General features: G+C 71.6%; 16 protein-coding genes and 1 pseudogene. 12 read left to right on the top strand and 5 right to left on the bottom strand.

Annotated features, from left to right (window positions below; genetic code table 11):
• Positions 1 to 20: 20 nt before the first annotated feature.
• Positions 21 to 1040, bottom strand: coding sequence for a LacI family DNA-binding transcriptional regulator (locus tag ACWD6N_RS25340; protein WP_450005197.1), 1020 nt, complete (start codon positions 1038 to 1040; stop codon positions 21 to 23).
• Positions 1041 to 1452: 412 nt separating this feature from the next.
• Here ACWD6N_RS25340 and ACWD6N_RS25335 point away from each other — a divergent pair, with 412 nt between their 5' ends.
• The 7 genes from ACWD6N_RS25335 to ACWD6N_RS25305 all read left to right on the top strand — a co-directional run bounded on the left by ACWD6N_RS25335 (position 1453) and on the right by ACWD6N_RS25305 (position 10034).
• Entirely contained in the window at positions 1453 to 2733 is a 1281-nt protein-coding gene (locus ACWD6N_RS25335) for an ABC transporter substrate-binding protein (protein WP_450005196.1), read from the top strand.
• A gap of 87 nt (positions 2734 to 2820) precedes the next feature.
• Complete coding sequence (locus tag ACWD6N_RS25330) at positions 2821 to 3840, top strand: carbohydrate ABC transporter permease (RefSeq protein WP_450005195.1); 1020 nt, start codon at positions 2821 to 2823, stop codon at positions 3838 to 3840.
• A 65-nt stretch (positions 3841 to 3905) separates the two neighbouring features.
• Complete coding sequence (locus ACWD6N_RS25325) at positions 3906 to 4748, top strand: carbohydrate ABC transporter permease (protein WP_450005201.1); 843 nt, start codon at positions 3906 to 3908, stop codon at positions 4746 to 4748.
• Entirely contained in the window at positions 4745 to 7186 is a 2442-nt protein-coding gene (locus ACWD6N_RS25320; protein ID WP_450005194.1) for a glycoside hydrolase family 2 protein, read from the top strand. The genes ACWD6N_RS25325 and ACWD6N_RS25320 overlap by 4 nt, the downstream gene beginning before the upstream one ends.
• 142 nt (positions 7187 to 7328) lie before the next feature.
• The gene (locus ACWD6N_RS25315; protein ID WP_074317640.1) at positions 7329 to 7667 is read left to right on the top strand and encodes an ArsR/SmtB family transcription factor; all 339 of its coding nucleotides are present in this window, start codon (positions 7329 to 7331) and stop codon (positions 7665 to 7667) included.
• Positions 7664 to 9349, top strand: a complete 1686-nt coding sequence (locus tag ACWD6N_RS25310; protein WP_354966999.1) for a SulP family inorganic anion transporter — start codon at positions 7664 to 7666, stop codon at positions 9347 to 9349. Before ACWD6N_RS25315 ends, ACWD6N_RS25310 begins: the two co-directional genes overlap by 4 nt.
• A 148-nt stretch (positions 9350 to 9497) precedes the next feature.
• Complete coding sequence (locus ACWD6N_RS25305; RefSeq protein WP_354966998.1) at positions 9498 to 10034, top strand: hypothetical protein; 537 nt, start codon at positions 9498 to 9500, stop codon at positions 10032 to 10034.
• Between the two features lie 86 nt (positions 10035 to 10120).
• Here ACWD6N_RS25305 and ACWD6N_RS25300 read toward each other — a convergent pair whose 3' ends face one another.
• Genes ACWD6N_RS25300 through ACWD6N_RS25290 form a run of 3 tightly spaced genes read right to left on the bottom strand, consistent with a single transcriptional unit; the run spans position 10121 to position 12299 of the window.
• On the bottom strand, positions 10121 to 10864 hold the full coding sequence (locus ACWD6N_RS25300) for a copper homeostasis protein CutC (protein ID WP_354966997.1): 744 nt from the start codon (positions 10862 to 10864) through the stop codon (positions 10121 to 10123).
• Entirely contained in the window at positions 10861 to 11898 is a 1038-nt protein-coding gene (locus ACWD6N_RS25295; protein ID WP_354966996.1) for an asparaginase, read from the bottom strand. The genes ACWD6N_RS25300 and ACWD6N_RS25295 overlap by 4 nt, the downstream gene beginning before the upstream one ends.
• Entirely contained in the window at positions 11895 to 12299 is a 405-nt protein-coding gene (locus tag ACWD6N_RS25290) for an ABC transporter permease subunit (RefSeq protein WP_354967064.1), read from the bottom strand. Before ACWD6N_RS25290 ends, ACWD6N_RS25295 begins: the two co-directional genes overlap by 4 nt.
• Between ACWD6N_RS25290 and ACWD6N_RS25285 the strand changes: the two are divergent.
• Positions 12281 to 12775 (top strand): annotated as a pseudogene (locus tag ACWD6N_RS25285) (ROK family protein); the annotation flags it as partial. The gene ACWD6N_RS25290 and the pseudogene ACWD6N_RS25285 overlap by 19 nt on opposite strands.
• Before the next feature lie 36 nt (positions 12776 to 12811).
• Here ACWD6N_RS25285 and ilvD read toward each other — a convergent pair.
• Positions 12812 to 14659, bottom strand: coding sequence for a dihydroxy-acid dehydratase (ilvD, locus tag ACWD6N_RS25280; RefSeq protein ID WP_354966995.1), 1848 nt, complete (start codon positions 14657 to 14659; stop codon positions 12812 to 12814).
• A 128-nt stretch (positions 14660 to 14787) separates the two neighbouring features.
• Here ilvD and ACWD6N_RS25275 point away from each other — a divergent pair, with 128 nt between their 5' ends.
• The 4 genes from ACWD6N_RS25275 (at position 14788) to ilvC (ending at position 20876) form a co-directional block, all read left to right on the top strand.
• Positions 14788 to 17142: a putative bifunctional diguanylate cyclase/phosphodiesterase gene (locus ACWD6N_RS25275; RefSeq protein WP_450005200.1), complete on the top strand. Its 2355-nt coding sequence runs from the start codon at positions 14788 to 14790 to the stop codon at positions 17140 to 17142.
• Positions 17143 to 17325: 183 nt separating this feature from the next.
• Complete coding sequence (locus ACWD6N_RS25270; protein WP_354966993.1) at positions 17326 to 19209, top strand: acetolactate synthase large subunit; 1884 nt, start codon at positions 17326 to 17328, stop codon at positions 19207 to 19209.
• A gap of 81 nt (positions 19210 to 19290) precedes the next feature.
• Entirely contained in the window at positions 19291 to 19806 is a 516-nt protein-coding gene (gene ilvN / locus ACWD6N_RS25265) for an acetolactate synthase small subunit (protein ID WP_089017348.1), read from the top strand.
• Positions 19807 to 19862: 56 nt separating this feature from the next.
• Positions 19863 to 20876: a ketol-acid reductoisomerase gene (gene ilvC, locus ACWD6N_RS25260; RefSeq protein ID WP_354966992.1), complete on the top strand. Its 1014-nt coding sequence runs from the start codon at positions 19863 to 19865 to the stop codon at positions 20874 to 20876.
• Positions 20877 to 21243 lie beyond the last annotated feature (367 nt).

Raw genomic sequence — 21243 nt, 5'->3', positions numbered from 1 at the left:
ACTCCCTGGGGTGAACCGGTTCACCTGTCGCGGGGCGGTGCGGTGCTGCCGCGCGGGGTGAGGTGCGGCGTCTCGTCCTGGACCCGGGTGGCTGGCTCTCCGGCGATGACGGCGAGAAGTTGCCGGGCGGCGTGCGCGCCGTACGCCGGGATGTCGCGGCCCAACGCGGTCAGTGACGGGTGCACCAGCCGGCAGAGCGGGGAGTCGTCCCAGGCCACGATGGACAGATCGCCCGGCACGGTGAGCCCCATCTCCTGGGCCACGGAGAGCCCGGCGATGGCCATCACGTCGTTGTCGTAGATGACCGCGGTGGGCCGTTGTGCGGAGCTGAGCAGGCGGCGGGTGGCTCGGCCGCCCTCCTCGCCGGTGTAGTCGGACCAGACGGTGACCGCGTCGACCAGGCCGAGTCGCCGGCACACCGCCGCGAAGGCCTCGGTGCGGATCTCGGTGTGCCGCAGGTCGGGCAGGCCGCCGACCCGGGCGATGCGCCGATGCCCGAGCGCGACCAGATACTCCACCGCCTCGGTCAGTGCGGCCGCGTCGTCGGACCAGACGCTGGCCAGGTCGCCGGTGCCGCCCGGCCCGCCGATCACCACCGCGGGTAGCGGGAGCTGTTCGAGAGCGGGGATGCGGTGGTCGTCGGTGCGTAGGTCGCAGACGAGTACGCCGTCCACCCGGCGTTCGCCCCACCAGCGTCGGTAGACCGCGATCTCGGCGTCCTGGTCGGCCACCACCTGCAGGGTCAGCGCGTACGAGCGGGCGGAGAGTTCCGCCTCGACGCCGCTGATCAACTCCATGAAGAAGGGCTCGATGCCCAGTATCCGGGCCGGCCGGCACAGGGCCAGGCCGACCGCCTCGGCGGTGGCGCCGGAGAGCGCCCGGGCGGCGCTGCTCGGGCTGAACCCGATCTCGGCGGCGATGGCCAGGATGCGCTGCCGGGTGGCCTCGGAGACGCCGGGCTGCCCGTTCAGCGCGTACGACACGGCGCCCTTGGACACCCCGGCGCGTCGGGCGACGTCGGCGATGGTCGGCCGCTTCACCGGCGTGCTCCTTTGCTCTCCGCCCCCACGGGCCGGGTCTTCTGGCCTGCCGTCACACGCGCGGCCCGGCCAGCGGGGCGCGGGGCGTGTCGGCGGCATCAACCTAGCGCAACCGGTGCCGGTGGTTGATGACCGGCGTCCACGTTCCACGTCGTCGCTCGGTGCGATGTGCTTGCACGGTTCAGCGTACCGATGGTTGCTCGATGTCGGGGTGGGGGCCGGCCCGCCGAGCTGCGGCGGAAGGCGCTCTACCACGCATGTTCGCGCTCCCACGGGTCCTTTCGAGCGCCGGACGAGCATGTTGTAACAAGCCGTTGACACCCCCGGAGCCGGCCCGTACGGTGGCCTCACTTATCCGGTTCAGTCAACGTCTCTCGATCCCGGGAGCGTTCCCATTTGCTCGGAGGATGCCATGAAACGGTCCTGGACCCGATGGGCCCGCGCCGTCGCCGCGGGCACGGTCGGCCTCGCGCTGGTCGCCGCGTGCAGCGGCAAGAGCGGGCAGGATTCCGGCGCGACGGACGGCCAGGTCACCCTGAAAATCAACTTCTGGGGCGACTTCGGCCTCCAGGACCTCAAGACGAAGTACGAGGCGGCCAACCCGAACGTCAAGATCCAGCTGAACTCCGGCGAATACAACGCCCAGCACGAGGACCTGCAGAAGAAGCTGGTCGCCGGCTCCGGCGCGGCCGACATCGCGGCCATCGACGAGGGCTTCATGGTGCAGTTCCGCAGCCAGTCGGACAAGTTCGTCAACCTGCTGGACAAGGGTGCCGGCTCCTACGAGAGCAAGTACCTGCCCTGGAAGTGGAAGCAGTCGCTCTCCGCCGACGGCAAGACCCAGATCGGCCTCGGCACCGACACCGGCGGCCTGGCCATGTGCTACCGCACCGACCTGTTCAAGGCCGCCGGGCTGCCCACCGAGCGCGACCAGGTCTCCGCTCTCTGGCCCACCTGGGACAGATTCATCGAGGTCGGCCAGGAGTACACCGGCAAGACCAACAAGAAGTTCATCGACGCCGGCAGCAACCTGTTCAACCCGATCCTCGGCCAGCAGCCGGTCGGCTTCTACAACGAGCAGGACCAGCTCCAGATGGAGCAGGGTCCGAAGATCGCCTTCGACTACACCATCAAGGCGATCCAGGCCGGCCTCTCCGCCAACCTGGCCAGCTTCCAGGCCGACTGGGACAAGGGCTTCACCAGCGGCTCCTTCGCCGTGCTCGCCTGCCCGGCGTGGATGCTCGGGCACATCAAGGACACCGCCCCCGGCACCGAGGGCAAGTGGGACATCGCCGCGGTGCCCGGTGGCGGCGGCAACTGGGGCGGCTCGTTCCTGACCATCCCCAAGCAGAGCAAGCACGTCGACGAGGCGTACAAGCTGCTGGAGTGGCTGGTGCAGCCGGAGCAGCAGATCGAGATCTTCAAGAAGGTCGGCAACCTGCCCTCGCAGCCGGCCCTCTACAGCGACCCGGCCATCGCCGACTTCACGAACCCGTTCTTCAGCAACGCGCCGGTCGGGCAGATCTTCCCGAAGATGGCGCAGGGCCTCACGCCGCAGTACCTGGGCAAGAAGAACGGGCCGACCCGGGTGGCGGTGGAGAACGTGCTGACCCGCGTGCAGAACAAGACCCTCAAGCCGGAGGCCGCCTGGGCCGAGGCGATCAAGGAAGCCGAGAAGGCCAGCAAGTCCTGAGCCGTCGGCGCGGGGGCGCGCCGGGCACCGTGCCGCCCCCGCGCCGCCCGCGCGCGTACCCCGTCTCTTCGGCCCTGGAGTGTCCCGATGTCCACCACCCGCGCCGCGCCCGCGTCGTCGGGCCGCCGAACCGCCGCCGGGCGGCACGGCCACGGCACCGACCCGGACCACCGTCGACTCAGCTGGCGGGACCGGTTGTACCGCTTCGACATGCGCTACATGCCGTACGTGTTGATCGCGCCCTTCTTCCTGATCTTCCTGGTCTTCGGGCTGTTCCCGCTCGTGTTCAACGGCGTCGTCGCGCTGCGCAACTATCGACTGGACGACCCGACGCTGACCGGCTGGGCCGGCCTGGCCAACTTCCGCCAGCTCTTCGGCGACGAGGATTTCTGGAACGCCCTCTACAACACCTTCGGCATCTTCCTGCTCTCGTCGGTGCCGCAGCTGCTGCTCGCGTTGATCGTGGCCTCGCTGCTCAACCGCCGGCTGCGGGCGCAGACCTGGTGGCGGGTAGGCGTGCTGCTGCCGTACGTCACCCCGATCGTCGCCTCGACGATGGTGTTCAGCGTCTTCTTCTCCCGCGACTTCGGGATGGCCAACTGGGTGCTCGGCCTCTTCGGCATCGGCGGCGACGAACCGATCAACTGGCGGGCCGACAAGCTGCACGCCTGGATCGCCATCGCCACGATGGTCAACTGGAAGTGGATCGGCTACAACGCGCTGCTCTACCTGGCCGAAATGCAGTCCATCCCGCGCGACGTCTACGAGGCCGCCGCGGTCGACGGGGCCGGCCCGTGGCGGCAGCTCTGGCGGATCACCGTGCCGATGATCCAGCCGGTGATCGTCTTCACCGTCATCCTCTCCACCATCGGCGGGTTCCAGCTCTTCATCGAGCCGATGCTGTTCGACCTCAACTCCCAGGCCGCCACCGGCGGACCCAACGGCGAGTGGCAGACCATCGCCCAGCTGATCTACAAGGTCGGCTGGAAGGACCTCAACCTGGGCTACGCCGCCGCGATGAGCTGGGCTCTCTTCCTGATCATCCTGGTCGTGGCGGGGATCAACACGCTGCTGACCAATCGAATCTCCGGAGGGCGATCCAGGTGAGCGTCGTCGACACCGCACCGCCGCCGCCGGCGGTCACCACGAACCGCCGCAGGCGGGCCGCCCTGATGGGTCGCGCGCCGCAGGAAACCCCGGCCGGCATCGGGACGTACCTGCTGCTGGCCACCACCATGCTGTTCGCGGCGTTCCCGCTGTACTGGATGTTCGTCATCGCCACCAGCAACGACGAGGCACTGGCCCAGATCCCGCCCGCGGTGATCCCCGGCGACCGGTTCCTGGTCAACCTGGACGAGGTCTTCTCCCTCCAGGACGTGTACTTCGCCGCCTCGCTGATCAACAGCGTCATCGTCTCGACCGTGGTGACCGCCGCGATGCTGTTCTTCTGCTCGCTGGCCGGTTTCGCCTTCGCCAAGCTGCGCTTCGCCGGCAGCCGGTGGCTGATGCTGTTCGTGGTGCTCACCCTGACCGTGCCGAACCAGCTCGGCGTCGTCGCGCTCTACATCGTGATGGGCAAGCTGGGCTGGAACGGCACCCTCCTGGCGGTCATCGTGCCCGGCCTCGTCACCGCGTTCGGCGTCTTCTACATGCGGCAGTTCATCCTCAACACGGTCCCCGACGAGCTGGTCGAGTCGGCCCGGATGGACGGTGCCACGACGATGCGGGTCTACTGGAACATCGTCCTCCCGGCGATCCGGCCGGCCCTCGCGGTGCTCGGCCTGCTCACCTTCGTGTCCACCTGGAACGACTTCCAGTGGCCGCTGATCACCCTCGGCGGCACCGACTACCCGACCTCGATGGTCGCCATCTCCGACCTGGCCAGCGGCAACTACGTCATCTACCGGCGGGTGCTCGCCGGCGCGTTCGTGGCTACCATCCCCCTGCTGATCATGCTGTTCATCGGTGGACGCCAGATCGTCCGCGGAATCATGGAAGGTGCGGTGAAATCTTGAGCCGACAGGCACTCCACGACGGCTGGACCCTGCGGGCGGCGCCCGGAGCACAGGTCCCGGCGGAGATCGCCGACCGGTCCGTGCCGGCCACCGTGCCCGGCTGCGTGCACACCGACCTGCTCGACGCCGGCCTGATCCCCGACCCCTACCTCGACGACAACGAGGTGGCGCTGGCCTGGATCGGGCGCACCGACTGGAGCTACTGGACGAGTTTTCGCCGCCCACCGGGCGACCACGACCGGGTCGACCTGGTCTGCGCCGGCCTGGACACCGTCGCCACCCTCACCGTCAACGGTGTCGAGGTCGGCCGCACCGAGAACATGCACCGTGGCTACCGGTTCGACGTCCGCTCGCTGCTGCGGGACGGCGACAACGACCTGGTGGTCGCGTTCGACTCCGCCTACCGCTACGCCGAGGCGCAGCAGGAGCGGCTCGGCGACCGGCCCAACGCCTACCCGGAGCCGTTCCACTTCATCCGCAAGATGGCCTGCAACTTCGGCTGGGACTGGGGGCCGACGCTGGTCACCGCCGGCATCTGGCAGGAGATCGGCCTGCATGCCTGGTCCACCGCCCGGCTGGCCACCGTCCGCCCGTTGGTCACCCTGGCCGGCCGGGACGGGCGGGTCGAGCTGCACGTCGAGGTGGAGCGGGTCGCGGACGTCCCGCTGACCGTCCGCGCCACCGTCGCCGGCGCCCGCGCCGAGGTGGTCGTCCCGGCCGGGCAGCGCACGGCCGTGCTGACGCTCGCCGTCCGCGAGCCCGCGCTGTGGTGGCCCCAGGGGTACGGCGAGCAGGCGCGCCACCTGCTGGAGGTCAGCCTGCACGCGCCGGACGGCGACACCCTGGACAGCTGGTCCCGGCGGATCGGCTTCCGCTCGGTCCGGCTGGACACCACCCCCGACGAGCACGGCACCTCGTTCGCGCTGTCGGTCAACGACGTCCCGGTCTTCGTACGGGGGGTCAACTGGATCCCGGACGACGCGTTTCCCACCCGGATCACCCGGGAACGGCTGGCCGGGCGCTTCGACCAGGCCGCCGAGGCCAACATCAACCTGCTGCGGGTCTGGGGCGGTGGCCGGTACGAGTCGGCGGACTTCTACGACCTCGCCGACGAGCGCGGGCTGCTGGTCCAGCAGGACTTCCTGTTCGCCTGCGCCGCGTACCCGGAGGAGGAGCCGTTCGGCAGCGAGGTGGCCGCCGAGGCCGCCGAACAGGTCACCCGGCTGGCGCCGCACCCGTCGCTGGTGCTCTGGACCGGCAACAACGAGAACATCTGGGGCTGGCACGACTGGGACTGGCAGGAGGCCCTCGCCGGGCGCACCTGGGGGCGCGGCTACTACCTGGACGTCCTGCCCCGCATCGTCGGTGAGCTGGACCCCACCCGCCCGTACTGGCCGGGCAGCCCCTGGTCGGGCACCGAGGAGATCCACCCCAACGACCCGGCGCACGGCACCACACACATCTGGGACGTGTGGAACACCGACGACTACATCAAATACCGGGAGTACGTGCCGCGCTTCGTCGCCGAGTTCGGCTACCAGGGCCCGCCGGCGTACGCCACCCTGCGCCGGGCGCTGAGCGACGAACCCCTCGCCCACGACTCACCGGGCATGGCACACCACCAGAAGGCCGCCGACGGGGACGCGAAGCTCCAGCGGGGCCTGGACGCGCACCTGCCCGCCCCGGCGGACTTCGACGACTGGCACTACCTGACGCAGCTCAACCAGGCCCGGGCGATCCAGCTCGGAGTGGAGCACTTCCGCTCGCACCGGGACGTCTGTGCCGGCACCATCGTCTGGCAGCTCAATGACTGCTGGCCGGTCACCTCCTGGTCGGCCGTTGACGGCGACGGCCGGCGCAAACCCCTGTGGTACGCGCTACGCCACGCGTACGCGGACCGGCTGCTCACCGTCCAGCCCCGTGACGGGGGCCTGGCGCTTGTCGCGGTGAACGACGGCGGCACGCCCTGGCGGACGTCGGCGTCGGTGACCCGGCTGACCGTCGCGGGTGAGCCCCGGGCGAAGACGACGATGGAGCTGGACGTCCCCGCGTACTCGGCGGTGACGCTGGCGCTGCCGGTGGAGCTGGCCGATGCGGAGGAGACCCGGCGGGAGCTGCTGGTCGCCGAGGCGGGGGAGAGCGCCGAACGGGCGCTGTGGTTCTTCGCCGAGGACCGGGACGTCGACTGGCCGGCCGCGGCCTGGGACGCGACGGTGGAGCCGGTCGACGGCGGGCAGCGGGTCCGGGTCACGGCCCGCACGGTGCTGCGTGACCTGACTCTCTTCCCGGACCGTCTGGACCCGTCGGCGTCCGTGGACAGGGCGCTCGTCACCCTGCTGCCCGGCGAGTCGGTCACCCTCACGGTGCGCGCCGACGCCCCCCTCAACGAGCAAGCGCTAACCACCCGCCCAGTCCTCCGCACCGTCAACGACATCTGAAAGGAAGGGCCCCTTCTTAACGCCTCCGGTAGAGGAGGGGTCCCTTCTTAACAACGGGGGCGGACCGTCGGACGCTCGCACCTCAGCGATTGAAGACTTCTTCAAGTGCTAAAGTCTTCGCATCGATCCGGGGAGGGTGTTCATGTCGGTCCCGCTGTACCAGGCGAAGGCGGAACTCTTCCGCACCCTCGGGCACCCGGTGCGCATCCGGGTCCTCGAACTGCTCCAGGACGGCCCGAAACCGGTCCGTGACCTGCTCGCCGTGATCGAGGTCGAGGCGTCCAACCTCTCCCAGCAGCTCGCCGTGCTGCGCCGCGCCGGAATGGTCACCTCACACCGCGACGGCCCCCTCGTCATGTACGCGCTCAGCACCCCGGACGTGGCCGACCTGCTGGCCGCCGGGCGGCGGATCCTCGGCGCGGTCCTCACCGACCGGGATGGCCTCCTCGACGAGCTGCGCGCCACCGGCGGGGACAGGTGAGCGGCGCCATTCCTGTCGTCCGCGAGCGGCTACTCGGGCTGCTGCCCGGCCGGGCCGATTGGGCGGCCGTCCACCGCTCACCGCGCCGGGACCTCCTGGCCGGGCTCACCGTGGCGGTGGTGGCGCTGCCGCTGGCCCTGGCGTTCGGCGTCACCTCCGGGCTGGGCGCCCAGGCCGGGCTGATCACCGCCGTGATCGCCGGCGCGGTGGCCGCCGTCTTCGGCGGCTCCAACCTCCAGGTCTCCGGGCCGACCGGGGCGATGACCGTGGTGCTGGTGCCGGTGGTGCAGCAGTTCGGAGCCACCGGCGTGCTCATGGTCGGGGCGATGGCCGGCCTGGTGCTGATCGCGCTCGCCGTGGCCCGCCTGGGCCGGTACGTCCGCTACCTGCCCACTCCGGTGCTGGAGGGGTTCACCGCCGGCATCGCCGTGGTCATCGCCCTGCAACAGGTGCCCGCCGCGCTCGGCGTCACCGACGCCCACGGGGAGAAGGTCTGGGCCGTCGCCGCCGACGCGGTCGCCCGTTTCGTCGTACACCCGCGGCCGGTCGCGCTCGCGGTGGCCCTCGCCGTCGCGGCGCTGATGCTGCTGGGCGCCCGGTGGCGACCCGGCCTGCCGTTCTCGCTGCTCGGCGTGGCAGCGGCCACCGTCCTCGCCGAGATCGTCCCGGTCGACCTGGTCCGGATCGGCGCGCTGCCGCAGGGCCTGCCCGCCCCCTCGCTCGGCTTCCTCGACCTCGGCGCGCTCGGCGTGCTGCTGCCCAGCGCGCTCGCCGTCGCCGCGCTCGCCGCCCTGGAGAGCCTGCTCTCCGCCACGGTCGCCGATGGCATGACCGTCGGTGAACGGCACGACCCGGACCGGGAGCTGTTCGGTCAGGGGCTGGCCAACCTCGCGGCCCCGCTCTTCGGCGGCATCCCGGCGACCGCCGCCATCGCCCGTACGGCGGTCAACGTCCGCGCCGGGGCGGCCTCGAAGCTGGCCGCCCTCACCCACGCCGTCGCCCTCGCGGCGATCGTGCTGGCCGCCGCGCCGTTGGTCGGCCGGATCCCGCTCGCCGCCCTGGCCGGGGTGCTGCTGGCCACCACGGTCCGCATGGTGGAGGCCGGGTCGCTGTGGGCGTTGGCGCGGGCCACCCGGGGCGACGCCGTCGTGCTGGTGCTCACCTTCGCCGTCACCGTGATCTGGGACCTCGTCACCGCCGTCGCGGTCGGCGTCGGCGTCGCCGTGGTGCTCGCCCTACGCGCGGTGGCCCGCAGCGCCCGGCTGGAACAGGTGCCCCTCGACCCCGAGGAACACAGCGCCGAGGAGTACGCGCTGCTCAGCGAACACATCGTCGCGTACCGGCTGGACGGGCCGCTCTTCTTCGCCGCGGCCCACACCTTCCTTCTCGAACTGTCCGAGGTCGCCGACGTCCGTGTCGTCATCCTGCGGATGTCCCGGGTGACCACCATGGACGCCACCGGCGCGCACGTCCTCGGCGACGCGATCCGACGGCTACGCGGACGCGGGATCACCGTCCTGCTCTCCGGCATCACCCCCGCCCACGACCAGGTCCTCGCCACCCTCGGAGTGGCCGACGACCTGCGCCGCGAGGGGCTGGTCTTCTCCGATACCCCGGCGGCGATCCGGCACGCCCGCGGGGCTGCGCTGCCCGTGACCGGCGGCCCGGCCGGCCGGACGTGACGGTTGAGAAGTGCGACCGGGGCCGGTGCGGGTAGGGCAGCCCGCCCCGCTACGGCATGATCTACCGCCGTGGCCGTCGCCTCACAACGCGGCCGACCGAAGAGGCGAAGACAGACGTCTCGCCCAGGCGGTACCCCGGGGAGCGCAAATGATCACCGAACATGTCCGAGACGCGGCGGCGACGGCGTTCGTCTTCGGCTTCTTCGCCACCAGCTGGTTCGGCTGGGCGCAGGAGGCGCCCCCGAAGAGGTGGCGGCCGGTGCTCATCGTCGGTTCGGTTCTCGCGCTGCTCACGGCGGCCGCCGGGGCCCTGCTCGCCTGGCGTCACTGGTCGGACGGTACGGCGTTCGACGCCGACACCAGCCCCACCTTCGGCATCGTCGTCGGCATCGAGTTCGCCGCCGCCGCGCTCGGTGCCGGGCTGCTCGCCCTGCTGCGGCGTCGTGAGCTGACCGCCCCCTGGATCGCCCTCGTCGTGGGCGTGCACCTCTTCCCGGTCGCGGCGCTGATCGACTACCCGTTGATTCACCTGGTCGCCGCGCTCGTCACCGTGGTGGCGGTCGCGGCCGTCCCGGTGGCCCGGGCACGCGCCGTGGCGGTGAGCGCGGTGGTCGGGCTCGGCACCGGCGGCGTGCTCCTGGCAGCGGCGGTGTCCTCGCTGCTCATCGCCCTGTTGGCCTACTGAGGCCGGTCGCCGTCCGCTGACACGCGCGAGCGGCGGGTCTGAAGGAAATTCCTCCAGGCCCGCCGCTCGTCGAAACCCGCTGCCGGTCAGGCCCGGGCGGCGGCGAGCACCTGGCCGACCAGGCTGCCGGACGTGCCCGACCGCTCGTACTCGGGCCGGCTCAGGCTGCCACCCATCAGCGGTGCCGGGTTGCGATGCACGGCCGGGCTGTCCGAGCTGACCAGGGCCGCGAAGTGGTACTCGTCGGCGCCGGTCGCCTCGACGATCCGGACGATGTTGCGCGGGGTGATGCCGCCACCCGGCATGATGACGATCCGCCCGGCGGCCCGGCGGACCAGGTCGGCGATGAGCGGAGCACCCTCCAGCACGCTGACCTCCTGACCCGACGTGAGCACCCGGTGCACGCCCAACTCGATCAGCTGCTCCAGCGCCGCGTGCGGGTCGCGGGTCATGTCGAACGCACGGTGGAAGGTGATGCTGGCGTCGCCGGCGGCGGTGATCAGGCGACGGGTGGTCGGCACGTCGACGTCACCCTCGGCGGTCAACGCGCCGATCACAATGCCGTGCGCGCCGGCCGCGACCGCGGCCCGCACATCCCGCTCCATCGCCTCGATCTCGAACGGCGAGTAGATGAAGTCGCCGGCCCGGGGCCGGACGATCACATGCACCCGGATCCGGGTGACGGCGCGCAGGGCCGTCTCGATGGTGCCCAGGCTGGGGGTCAGTCCACCGTCGAAGAGCGCGGAGCACAGCTCCACCCGGTCGGCGCCGGCCTCCTCGGCGGCTACCGCCCCCTCGACGCTGTCGATGCAGATCTCGAATGTGCTCATGACTCTTCCTTTTCGGTGCGAGACGATGCCGCTTCGGTACGAGACGATGCCGCGGTCCAATCGATGGCGGCGGTGACGGCGCCGACCGGTTCGCCGCCGCCGAGCACCGGTACCCGACGCAGCGCGTCGGCCCCATCCACCGGTACGCCCACGGCGTCGAGCGCGGCGAGCGCGATGACGGTGGTGGCGCGGGGTGACCCGTCGATCGCCTTCACCGCCACGGCGTGACCGTCCGGGGTGGCCAGCGCGAGCACGCCCTCGGCCCCGCCCTTGGCGAGTACGCCGGGTAGCGCCCGCATCAGGTCGGTGTTCGAGTGCCCGCGCCACCCACCCACGTACTCCGGGTGTTGGCGCATGGCCTGCGCGACCAGCGCCTCGTCGGTCCCAGCGGGCGCCGTGACCAACGCCTGGAACGTGCGGGCCAGGCCGGTCAGTGGCAGGCCGAACAGTGGCGCGCCGCAGCCGTCGACCGCGTGGTGCGCGATGGGCGTGCCGGCCAGCCGGGCGACGGTCGCGGCGGTCTCCCGCTGCAGCGGGTGATCGGGGTCGAGGTAGTCGTGTGTGCTCCAGGACCGGGCGACGCAGGCGACCAGCATCGCGGCGTGCTTGCCGGAGCAGTTCATCCGGATCCGGTCGCGCTGCCCGCCAGCGCGAATCAGCCGGTCCCGGGTCAGTTCGTCCTCCGGCCAGTCCACCGGGCAGCCGAGGGCGTCCTCGGTCAGGCCAGCGCCGGCCAGCATCGCCCGGACCACCTCGACGTGCCGGTCGTCGCCGGTGTGGCTGCCGGCGGCGAGCGCCAGCGCCGGGCCGGTCAGCGGGTCGGCGCCGTCAAGGCCGGGGGCCGCCGCGACCCGGCAGGCCAACGCCTGCGCCGGCTTCAGGGTGGAGCGGCGGAGCACCGGTTCGTCGGGTACGCCGGCGGCGAGGACGACCTCGCCGTCCGGGGCGAGCACGACGACGCTGCCGTAGTGCCTGCTCTCGACAAAGCCGTTGCGAACGACCCGGGCCAGTTCGGCATATCGGGCAGCGGTCACCGGGTGCTGCTCCCTTCGATGAGTGGTGGGGGCAGGTCTGCGTTGCCTCGTCCACGTCGGCCGCCGAAGCGGCCGTTGCGGGCCTGAAGGACGCGGGCGAACTTCGACAGCGAGGCGTTGACCACCAGATAGATCAGCGCCACCACCAGGAACGTCTGGATCAGTAGGTGGGTGTACGAGGAGAGCACCTGCCCGCTGTAGAGCAGCTCGGTGTAGCTGACCACCAAGCCGAGCGAGGTGTCCTTGAGCAACCCGACCAGTTGGCTGACCAGGGACGGGGTGAGCTGGAGCAGCGCCTGGGGCAGGACCACCAGCGCCATCACCTGTCCGCGGCGCAGCCCGACGGCGAGGCCGGCCTCGGTCTGTCCACGGTCCAGGGCCAGGATGCCGGACCGGAAGATCTCTCCGAACGCCGCCCCAGGGGTCGGCCGGGGACATCAGTCACTGCCGGGTGGTAGCTGACCCCGCGCCGGCGTGCAGCTGCGGCAATGCCGGCTGCCTGGAGGCGGTGGCCAGCGGCGCCGCCCTGGTCACCGCGCTACGCGACCAGGGAGTCCCGGTCTCCGACCTGACCGGGGTCATCCGCCTGATCGACGACGGCGACCGCCACGCCACGGCGCTCGCCCGGCAGGCCGGCCGGGCCATCGGCGAGATCCTGGCCGTCGTGGTCAACTTCTTCAACCCGCAGGTGGTGGCCATCGGCGGCCGACTCGCCGACTGTGAACCGCTGCTGGCCAGCATGCGGGCCACCCTCTACGAGCGGTGCCTGCCACTGGCCACCCAGACCCTGCTCATCGAGCGGGTCACCACCGGCCAGGACGTCGGCATCACCGGCGCCGCCCACCTGGTGATCGACCACGTCGTCGCGGCCAGCTGACTCGCTCGTGTGTTGATCACACGGCGTGCCCCGGGCCTACTCCGGGACGCGGCGGTAGGCGCCGTCGCTGGCCGAGGTGGCCATCGACGCGTACGCGCGCAGCGCCGCCGACACCGGCCGCTGCCGGTCGGTCGGGGTGTACGGCTTGTCACGCTTCTCCTCGGCCACCCGTCGCGCCTCCAGTTCTTCGGCGGGCACGTTCAGCTCGATGGACCGGCCCGGGATGTCGATGACGACCTCGTCGCCGTCTCGGACCAGGGCGATCAGCCCACCGGAGGCGGCCTCGGGGGAGACGTGCCCGATGGAGAGCCCGGAGGTGCCGCCGGAGAACCGGCCGTCGGTGAGCAGCGCACAGGATCGGCCCAGCCCACGTCCCTTGAGGAACGAGGTGGGGTAGAGCATCTCCTGCATGCCGGGGCCGCCCTTGGGCCCCTCGTACCGGATCACCACGACGTCTCCCGCGACCACCTGCTTGGCGAGGATCGCGGTCACCGCGTCGTCCTGCGACTCGTAGACCTTGGCCGGGCCGCGGAAGGTCAGGCAGTCGTCCGGCACGCCGGCGGTCTTCACCACGCTGCCTTCCGGCGCCAGGTTGCCGTGCAGGATGGCCAGCCCGCCGTCGGCGGAGTAGGCGTGCTCGCGGTCCCGGATGCAGCCACCGGCCGCGTCGGTGTCCAGCGACGACCACCGGTTGGTGGTGGAGAACGGCTCGACGGTGCGCACCCCGCCGGGGGCGGCGTGGAACAGCTCGACCGCGGTCGGTGTCGGCGAACCGCCGCGCACGTCCCAGTCGGTCAGCCACTGCGCCAGCGAGGGGGAGTGCACGGCGTGCACGTCCCGGTTGAGCTGCCCGGCCCGGTCCAGTTCGCCGAGGATCGCGGGGATGCCGCCGGCCCGGTGCACGTCCTCCATGTGGTACATCGGCGAGTTCGGCGCGACCTTGGCCAGGCAGGGCACCCGCCGGGAGATCGCGTCGATGTCGGCGACACCGAAGTCCATCTCCGCCTCACGGGCGGCGGCGAGCAGGTGCAGCACCGTGTTGGTGGAGCCGCCCATCGCCACGTCCAGGGCGACCGCGTTCTCGAACGCGGCCTTGGAGGCGACCGTGCGGGGCAGGACTGAGTCGTCGTCGCCGTCGTACCAGCGCTTGGCGATCTCCACGACGGTGCGGCCGGCCTCGACGAAGAGCGACCGGCGCGCGGCGTGGGTGGCGAGCGTCGAGCCGTTGCCGGGCAGCGCCAGCCCGATCGCCTCGGTGAGGCAGTTCATCGAGTTGGCGGTGAACATGCCGGAGCAGGAGCCGCAGGTGGGGCAGGCGGAGCGCTCGATCTCGCCGAGCTGGTCGTCGGTGACCGCCTCGTTCGAGGAGGCGATCATCGCGTCGATCAGGTCGATCTTGCTGTGCACGACGCCCTCGATCGCCATCGTCTTGCCGGCCTCCATCGGGCCACCGGAGACGAAGACGGTCGGAATGTTGAGCCGCAGCGCGGCCAGCAGCATGCCGGGCGTGATCTTGTCGCAGTTCGAGATGCAGACCAGGGCGTCCGCGCAGTGCGCGTTGACCATGTATTCCACCGCGTCGGCGATCAGCTCGCGGCTGGGCAGCGAGTAGAGCATGCCGCCGTGGCCCATCGCGATGCCGTCGTCGACCGCGATGGTGTTGAACTCCCGCCCCACCCCGCCGGCCTCGGCCACCGCGTCGGCGACCAGGCCGCCCATGTCCTTGAGGTGTACGTGACCCGGCACGAACTGGGTGAAACTGTTCGCGATGGCGACGATCGGCTTGCCGAAATCGTCGTCGGTCATCCCGGTGGCCCGCCACAGGGCCCGGGCGCCGGCCATCGTCCGACCGTGTGTGGAGGTCCTCGACCGCAGCTCAGGCATGCTCACCAGCATGACACCGCCGGGGCGCCGGCCGTCCGGAGCGGGCGCCGTGTCCCAACAGATGCACACCCGGTCCCCACGGCGAGCGCGCATCCGGCACTCTTGAGTGCGTGCACTTTCCCCCGGGCATGGTCGCTGTGGCGGCGTTGAGCGGGCTCGTCGCCGTTGCCGCCGCCGCACTGCTGACCGTGGTCGCCCGGCGGCGCGCCGGGCCCCGCCGCCCGGCGCACGTGCTGCTCGCCGCTGCCGCCGGCGTCGCCCTGCTCAGCCTCCTGGTCGGGGTGGCGACCGTGCTCGCCAGCAGCGAGCACTGGGCGCACGAGCAGGGGCAGCGCACCGGGTGGGCCACGGCGGTGGCGATCGGCACGGCGGTGAGCGGGCTGGCCTTCGCCGCCGGCCTGCTCCGACTGCCCGGGCTGGCGGCCACCGCGGCGGGGACCGCCCGGCTCGCCCTGGACGGGTTGATCATGGCCGCCGCGCTGTGGTTCGTCGGCTGGGTGCTCTTCTCCGAGCCCACCCGGCTGCTCGGCGCCGCCACTCCGATGGCGTGCCCGGCGATCCTGCTGGCCACGGTGAGCGCCGCGCTCGGCGCCGGGCTCAGCGTGATCGTCGTCTTCCGGGCCGCCGCCCCGCGTCGGCGGCTCGCCGCGCTCGGCGTGGGCATCAGCGCGGTGGCCTGCGGCGGGCTGGGTCTCGCCGCCGGGCTCTGCCAGGCCGGACCGAACATGGCCCTGGCCGGCGCGGCGGTGCTCGCCGCCGGTCTGCTGACCGTCGCGCTCGCGGTGCACCGCGCCGACCGGCCGGGTCAGGTCGACCTGGACCTGATCGGTCGCGACGGCGAGTACGCGATCGCCCCGATGCTGGCGATGGCCGCCTCGGCGATGTACCACCTCCTCCAGGACGGCCGGTTCACCGCGGCGGGCGTCGTCGCCGGCAGCGTGGAGGGCTTCGCCCTGGTGGCCCGGCAGTACCTCACCCTCAAGGACGTCCGCGACTACGCCGGCCGGCTGGCCGAGCGGGAGGCGCACTTCCGCGAGCTGGCGCACACCGACCCGCTCACCGCGCTGGCCAACCGGCGGGGGCTGCTGCGCGCGCTGCACGACAGCGCCGCGGCGGGCACCCCGTGCGTGCTGCTCGGTCTGGACCTGGACGGCTTCAAGAACGTCAACGACATGCGTGGCCACGACGTGGGCGACGCCGTGCTGGCCGAGGTGGGCCGGCGGCTGCGCGGCAACCTGCGCCCCGGCGACGTGGCGGCCCGGCTCGGCGGCGACGAGTTCGCCGTGCTCATGGCGGGCCGGCCCGCAGACGCCAACCGGGTCGCCGAGCGGCTGCTCGGGGTGCTCAACCGGCCGTACGACCAGCCCGAAGGGCCCGTCTTCCTCTCGGTGAGCATCGGGGTGGCCGGGTGGGCCGGCGAGCCGGACGTGGAGTTGCTGCTGCGCCATGCCGACCTGGCGCTGCGCTACGCCAAGCAGCGCGGCAAGAACCGGATCGAGCGCTACGACGCCACGTACGACCAGCTGCTGCGTCGGCGCACCACGCTGGAGCACGAGTTGCGCGGCGCCATCGAACGCGACGAGTTGCGGCTGGCCTTCCAGCCGGTGGCCTCGCTGCCGTCGGTCCGGCCGGTCGGCGCCGAGGCGTTGCTCCGCTGGCACCACCCCGAGCTGGGTAACGTCCGCCCGGACGAGTTCATCCCGCTGGCCGAGGAGTGCGGCATGATTGCCACCCTCGGCGCCTGGGTGCTGCACCAGGCCTGCTACCAGCTCTCCCGCTGGCTGGCCGACGGGCACGACGTGTGGGTCTCGGTGAACGTCTCCCCACGCGAGCTGCACGCCCCGGAGTACGTGGTCCAGGTCGCCGAGGCGCTGCGCGCCCACCACGTGCCGCCGCAGCGGCTGGTGCTGGAGGTCACCGAGCACGCGGTCGCCACCGACCTGGACGAGCTGATCCGGCGGCTGACCGCGTTGCGGCTGACCGGTGTCCGGATCGCGCTGGACGACTTCGGCGCCGGCTACTCCTCACTGGGGCAGCTGCGCCGGCTGCCGATCGACATCCTGAAGATCGACCACAGTCTGGTCGCCGAGCACGAGCCGGTCCGCCCGGTCGGCGCGGACGGTCCGGCGTTCGCGCCGATGGTCGACATCGTCATGCGACTGGGCCACCAGCTGGGGCTGGAGGTGATCGCCGAGGGGGTGACCACCCCCACCGAGCTGGCCGCGGTGGTGGCCGCCGGCTGCCGGTTCGGCCAGGGCGCGCTCTTCGGCTGGGGCGTGCCCGCCGAGCACCTGGAGGCGATGCTGGAGGCGGCGACCTCGCCAGGTGCGAGGCCCACCCCGCTGCCCACGCCACGCCGGGTTTCCGGGGGGTCGGGGCAGGTCACTCCGGTCGCCGAGGGCGCGTCGCCGCCCGACTCGCCGCGCTCCGTTAACCAACATGTGGGATCAGTTGACTCATCGCGTGAGATGCGTCAGGCTTAGCCACATGTCGTCGTACCGGTCGCGAGTACTTACCTGAGCGCACTCTCCCTCATCGAGAGTGCGCTGGCCCCGTGCATCTGCACGAGGGCCGTTTTTATTGCCATCGGAACCTGTCGGGGCGGGCCCGCCCGCGTCGCTTCGCTTGACAAGCCCCAGCCATTCCAGCCGAAGGCCAGAACCGCCATGACGAGACCCACGCCAGAGACCCTCGCCCACACCGCCCGGCGCGCCCGCGCCGCCGCCGAGCCGGGCGGCGACGTCGACTCCACCGCCGCGCGCGCCGCGGCCACCCCGGCCGTCCCGGCGGTACGGACACCCGCTCCGGCGCAGGTCTCCGGCGCCGGCTCGCTCGTGCGGTCCCTTGAGGCGCTCGGCGTGGACGTCGTCTTCGGCATCCCGGGCGGCGCGATCCTGCCGGCGTACGACCCGCTCTACGACTCCACCGTCCGGCACATCCTGGTCCGCCACGAGCAGGGCGCCGGTCATGCCGCCACCGGGTACGCGCAGGCCACCGGCAAGGTGGGCGTCTGCATCGCCACCTCCGGCCCGGGCGCGACCAACCTGGTCACCCCGATCGCCGACGCGTACATGGACTCGGTGGCGATGGTGGCGATCACCGGTCAGGTGGCCCGCCAGTCGATCGGCACCGACGCCTTCCAGGAGGCGGACATCCAGGGCATCACCCTGCCGATCACCAAGCACAACTTCCTCGTGCAGAGCGCCGAGGAGATCCCGCAGGTGCTGGCCGAGGCGTTCCACCTGGCCAGCACCGGCCGGCCCGGCCCGGTGCTGGTCGACATCCCCAAGGACGTGCTCCAGGCGCCGACCACCTTCGCCTGGCCGCCCACCCTCGACCTGCCCGGCTACCGGCCCACCCTGCACCCGCACGGCAAGCAGATCCGGGAGGCGGCCCGGCTGATGGCCGGCGCCCGCCGGCCGGTGCTCTACGTCGGTGGCGGGGTGCTCAAGGCCGGTGCCACCGACGGGCTGCGCCGGCTGGCCGAGCTGACCGGCATCCCGGTGGTCACCACGCTGATGGCGCTCGGCGCGTTCCCCGACTCGCATCCCCAGCACCTGGGGATGCCCGGCATGCACGGCACCGTCGCCGCGGTCTACGGCCTGCAGAAGGCGGATCTGATCGTCGCGCTGGGCGCGCGGTTCGACGACCGGGTCACCGGCAAGCTGGACTCGTTCGCCCCGGACGCGACCGTGGTGCACGCCGACATCGACCCCGCGGAGATCGGCAAGAACCGGCACGCGGACGTGCCGATCGTCGGCGACGCCCGGCACGTCATCGACGAGCTGATCGCGGCGGTGACCGTCGAACGTGCTGCCGGGCACGACAGCGACCTGGGCGACTGGTGGACCCAGCTCGACGACCTGCGCAACCGCTACCCGCTGGGCTACGACGAGCCGGCCGACGGCACGCTCTCCCCGCAGTACGTGATCAAGCGGCTGGGCGAGATCGTCGGCCCGGACGCGATCTACGTGGCCGGGGTGGGCCAGCACCAGATGTGGGCGTCGCAGTTCATCTCCTACGAGAAGCCGCAGACCTGGTTGAATTCCGGCGGGCTCGGCACGATGGGCTACGCGGTGCCGGCGGCGATGGGCGCCAAGGTCGGCAAGCCGGACGCGGTGGTCTGGGCGGTGGACGGCGACGGCTGCTTCCAGATGACCAACCAGGAGCTGGCCACCTGCGCGTTGGAGGGCATCCCGGTCAAGATCGCCGTGATCAACAACGGCAACCTCGGTATGGTCCGGCAGTGGCAGACGCTGTTCTACAACGAGCGTTACTCCAACACCGACCTCGGCACCCACAAGCACCGCATCCCCGACTTCGTGAAGCTCGCCGAGGCGTTGGGCTGCGTCGGGCTGCGCTGCGAGAACGCCGACGACGTTGACAAGACCATCGCCGCCGCCATGGAGATCAACGACGCCCCGGTGGTGATCGACTTCGTGGTCGGCAAGGACGCCATGGTCTGGCCGATGGTCGCCGCCGGCACCAGCAACGACGAGATCATGTTCGCCCGCGGCGTCCGCCCGGCCTTCGACGAGGATGACATCTGACATGAGTGAGCGAAGCGAACGAATCAGCAGGCTCAGTGCTGCGCGTCGTCAGGGCGCGACCGGGCGAAGCGAGGTCGTGGCATGACGATGCACACCCTGTCCGTGCTCGTGGAGAACAAGCCCGGCGTGCTCGCCCGGGTCTCCGGCCTGTTCTCCCGGCGCGGATTCAACATCGACAGCCTCGCCGTCGGTGAGACCGAGAACCCGGACGTCTCCCGGATCACCATCGTGGTCAACGCGGAGTCGTCCCCTCTGGAACAGGTCACCAAGCAGCTCAACAAACTGGTGAACGTGCTCAAGATCGTCGAGCTGGACCCGCAGGTCTCGGTCGCCCGGGAGTTGCTGCTGGTGAAGGTCCGCGCCGACCGGTCCGCGCGGACCCAGGTGCTGGAGACCGTCAACCTGTTCCGCGCCCGGGTGGTCGACGTGGCACCGGACACGCTGACCATCGAGGCCACCGGCACCCCGGACAAGCTCGACGCGCTGCTGCGCGACCTCGAGCCCTTCGGCATCAAGGAAATGGTCCAGTCCGGGCTGGTGGCGATCGGGCGCGGCTCGCGTTCGATCACCGCCGGTCCCGCGCTGCGGGCCGCCTGACCCATCCGCACAGACCACGACGGGCCGTCCGGGCCGTCGTACGAAAGGGAAGTCTCATGAGCGTTGAGGTGTACTACGACGACGATGCCGACCTCGGCCTGATCCAGGCCAAGAAGGTCGCGGTGATCGGCTACGGCAGCCAGGGCCACGCCCACGCGCTGTCGCTGCGCGACTCCGGCGTCGACGTGGTGATCGGTCTGCCGGAGGGCTCGAAGAGCCGTCCCAAGGCCGAGGAGCAGGGCCTGCGGGTCGTCACGCCGGCGCAGGCCGCCGCCGAGGCCGATGTGATCATGGTGCTCGCGCCGGACACCGCCCAGCGTGCCCTGTACACCGAGTCGATCGCCCCGCACCTCGCCCCGGGCAAGGCGATCTTCTTCGGCCACGGCTTCAACATCCGGTACGGGCTGATCAAGCCGCCGGCCGAGGTCGACGTGGCGATGGTCGCCCCGAAGGGCCCCGGCCACCTGGTCCGCCGCCAGTACGCCGACGGCAAGGGCGTGCCCTGCCTGGTCGCCGTCGAGCAGGACGCCAGCGGCAACGCGCTCGCGCTCGCCCTCGCATACGCCAAGGGGATCGGCGGCACGCGCGCCGGCGTGATCCGGACCACCTTCACCGAGGAGACCGAGACCGACCTCTTCGGCGAGCAGGCGGTGCTCTGCGGCGGCGCGGCGGCGCTGGTGCAGACCGGGTTCGAGGTGCTCACCGAGGCGGGCTACGCCCCCGAGGTGGCCTACTTCGAGTGCCTGCACGAGCTGAAGCTGATCGTCGACCTCATGTACGAGGGCGGCATCGCGAAGATGCGGTACAGCATCTCCGACACCGCCGAGTACGGCGACCTCTCCCGTGGCCCGCGGATCATCGACTCCCGGGTCAAGGACGAGATGCGCAAGATCCTCGGGGAGATCCAGTCCGGCGAGTTCGCCCGCGAGTGGGTTGCCGAGGACGAGGCGGGCCGGCCCAACTTCACCAAGTGGCAGGCCGAGGGTGCGGCGCACCCGATCGAGGAGACCGGCCGGAAGCTGCGCGGCATGATGAGCTGGGTCGACCGCCCGATCACCGAGACCGCCTGACGCCGCCGCGGGGCCGTCCGGTCGTCCTGACGCGGCCGGACGGCCCCGCGCGTCCAGCTTGTCGATGCTCACATGCTGGACCGAGTGACGCTGAGCACCGAGCCGGTGGCGTCGGCCGCCCGGGACATGTCCGTTGAGCGTGCGACCCGCCGGGCCCGGCAGCGATGACGGTCGGGTGAACGGGCGATGTCCGGCGTCCGCCCCGGCGTGTGAGGGCCCTCACCCCGAAGACCCGAACATGCCGACCAGCGGGGCCCCTACGATCGCGGGTAGGTGCGCAGCCGGCACCTGACGGCCACGGCACGGATCAGCGCAGGGCGCAGTGCGGCGCCTCGCCGCCCGCGCCGATCGTAAACACGACCTCTAC

The organism is Micromonospora sp. NPDC005163 (assembly GCF_053599835.1).
The sequence above is the reverse complement of the archived record's forward strand: the minus strand, read 5'-3'. Positions and strand labels throughout refer to the sequence as shown.

Excerpts from the sequence above, each read along its gene's own strand:
- ilvD (WP_354966995.1), bottom strand. The coding sequence starts at position 14,659 with ATGCCTGAGCTGCGGTCGAGGACCTCCACACACGGTCGGACGATGGCC.
- ilvN (WP_089017348.1), top strand. The coding sequence starts at position 19,291 with ATGACGATGCACACCCTGTCCGTGCTCGTGGAGAACAAGCCCGGCGTG.
- ACWD6N_RS25275 (WP_450005200.1), top strand. The coding sequence starts at position 14,788 with ATGGTCGCTGTGGCGGCGTTGAGCGGGCTCGTCGCCGTTGCCGCCGCC.
- ACWD6N_RS25315 (WP_074317640.1), top strand. The coding sequence starts at position 7,329 with ATGTCGGTCCCGCTGTACCAGGCGAAGGCGGAACTCTTCCGCACCCTC.
- ACWD6N_RS25305 (WP_354966998.1), top strand. The coding sequence starts at position 9,498 with ATGATCACCGAACATGTCCGAGACGCGGCGGCGACGGCGTTCGTCTTC.
- ACWD6N_RS25325 (WP_450005201.1), top strand. The coding sequence starts at position 3,906 with ATGGGTCGCGCGCCGCAGGAAACCCCGGCCGGCATCGGGACGTACCTG.
- ACWD6N_RS25335 (WP_450005196.1), top strand. The coding sequence starts at position 1,453 with ATGAAACGGTCCTGGACCCGATGGGCCCGCGCCGTCGCCGCGGGCACG.
- ACWD6N_RS25330 (WP_450005195.1), top strand. The coding sequence starts at position 2,821 with ATGTCCACCACCCGCGCCGCGCCCGCGTCGTCGGGCCGCCGAACCGCC.
- ACWD6N_RS25300 (WP_354966997.1), bottom strand. The coding sequence starts at position 10,864 with ATGAGCACATTCGAGATCTGCATCGACAGCGTCGAGGGGGCGGTAGCC.
- ACWD6N_RS25270 (WP_354966993.1), top strand. The coding sequence starts at position 17,326 with ATGACGAGACCCACGCCAGAGACCCTCGCCCACACCGCCCGGCGCGCC.
- ilvC (WP_354966992.1), top strand. The coding sequence starts at position 19,863 with ATGAGCGTTGAGGTGTACTACGACGACGATGCCGACCTCGGCCTGATC.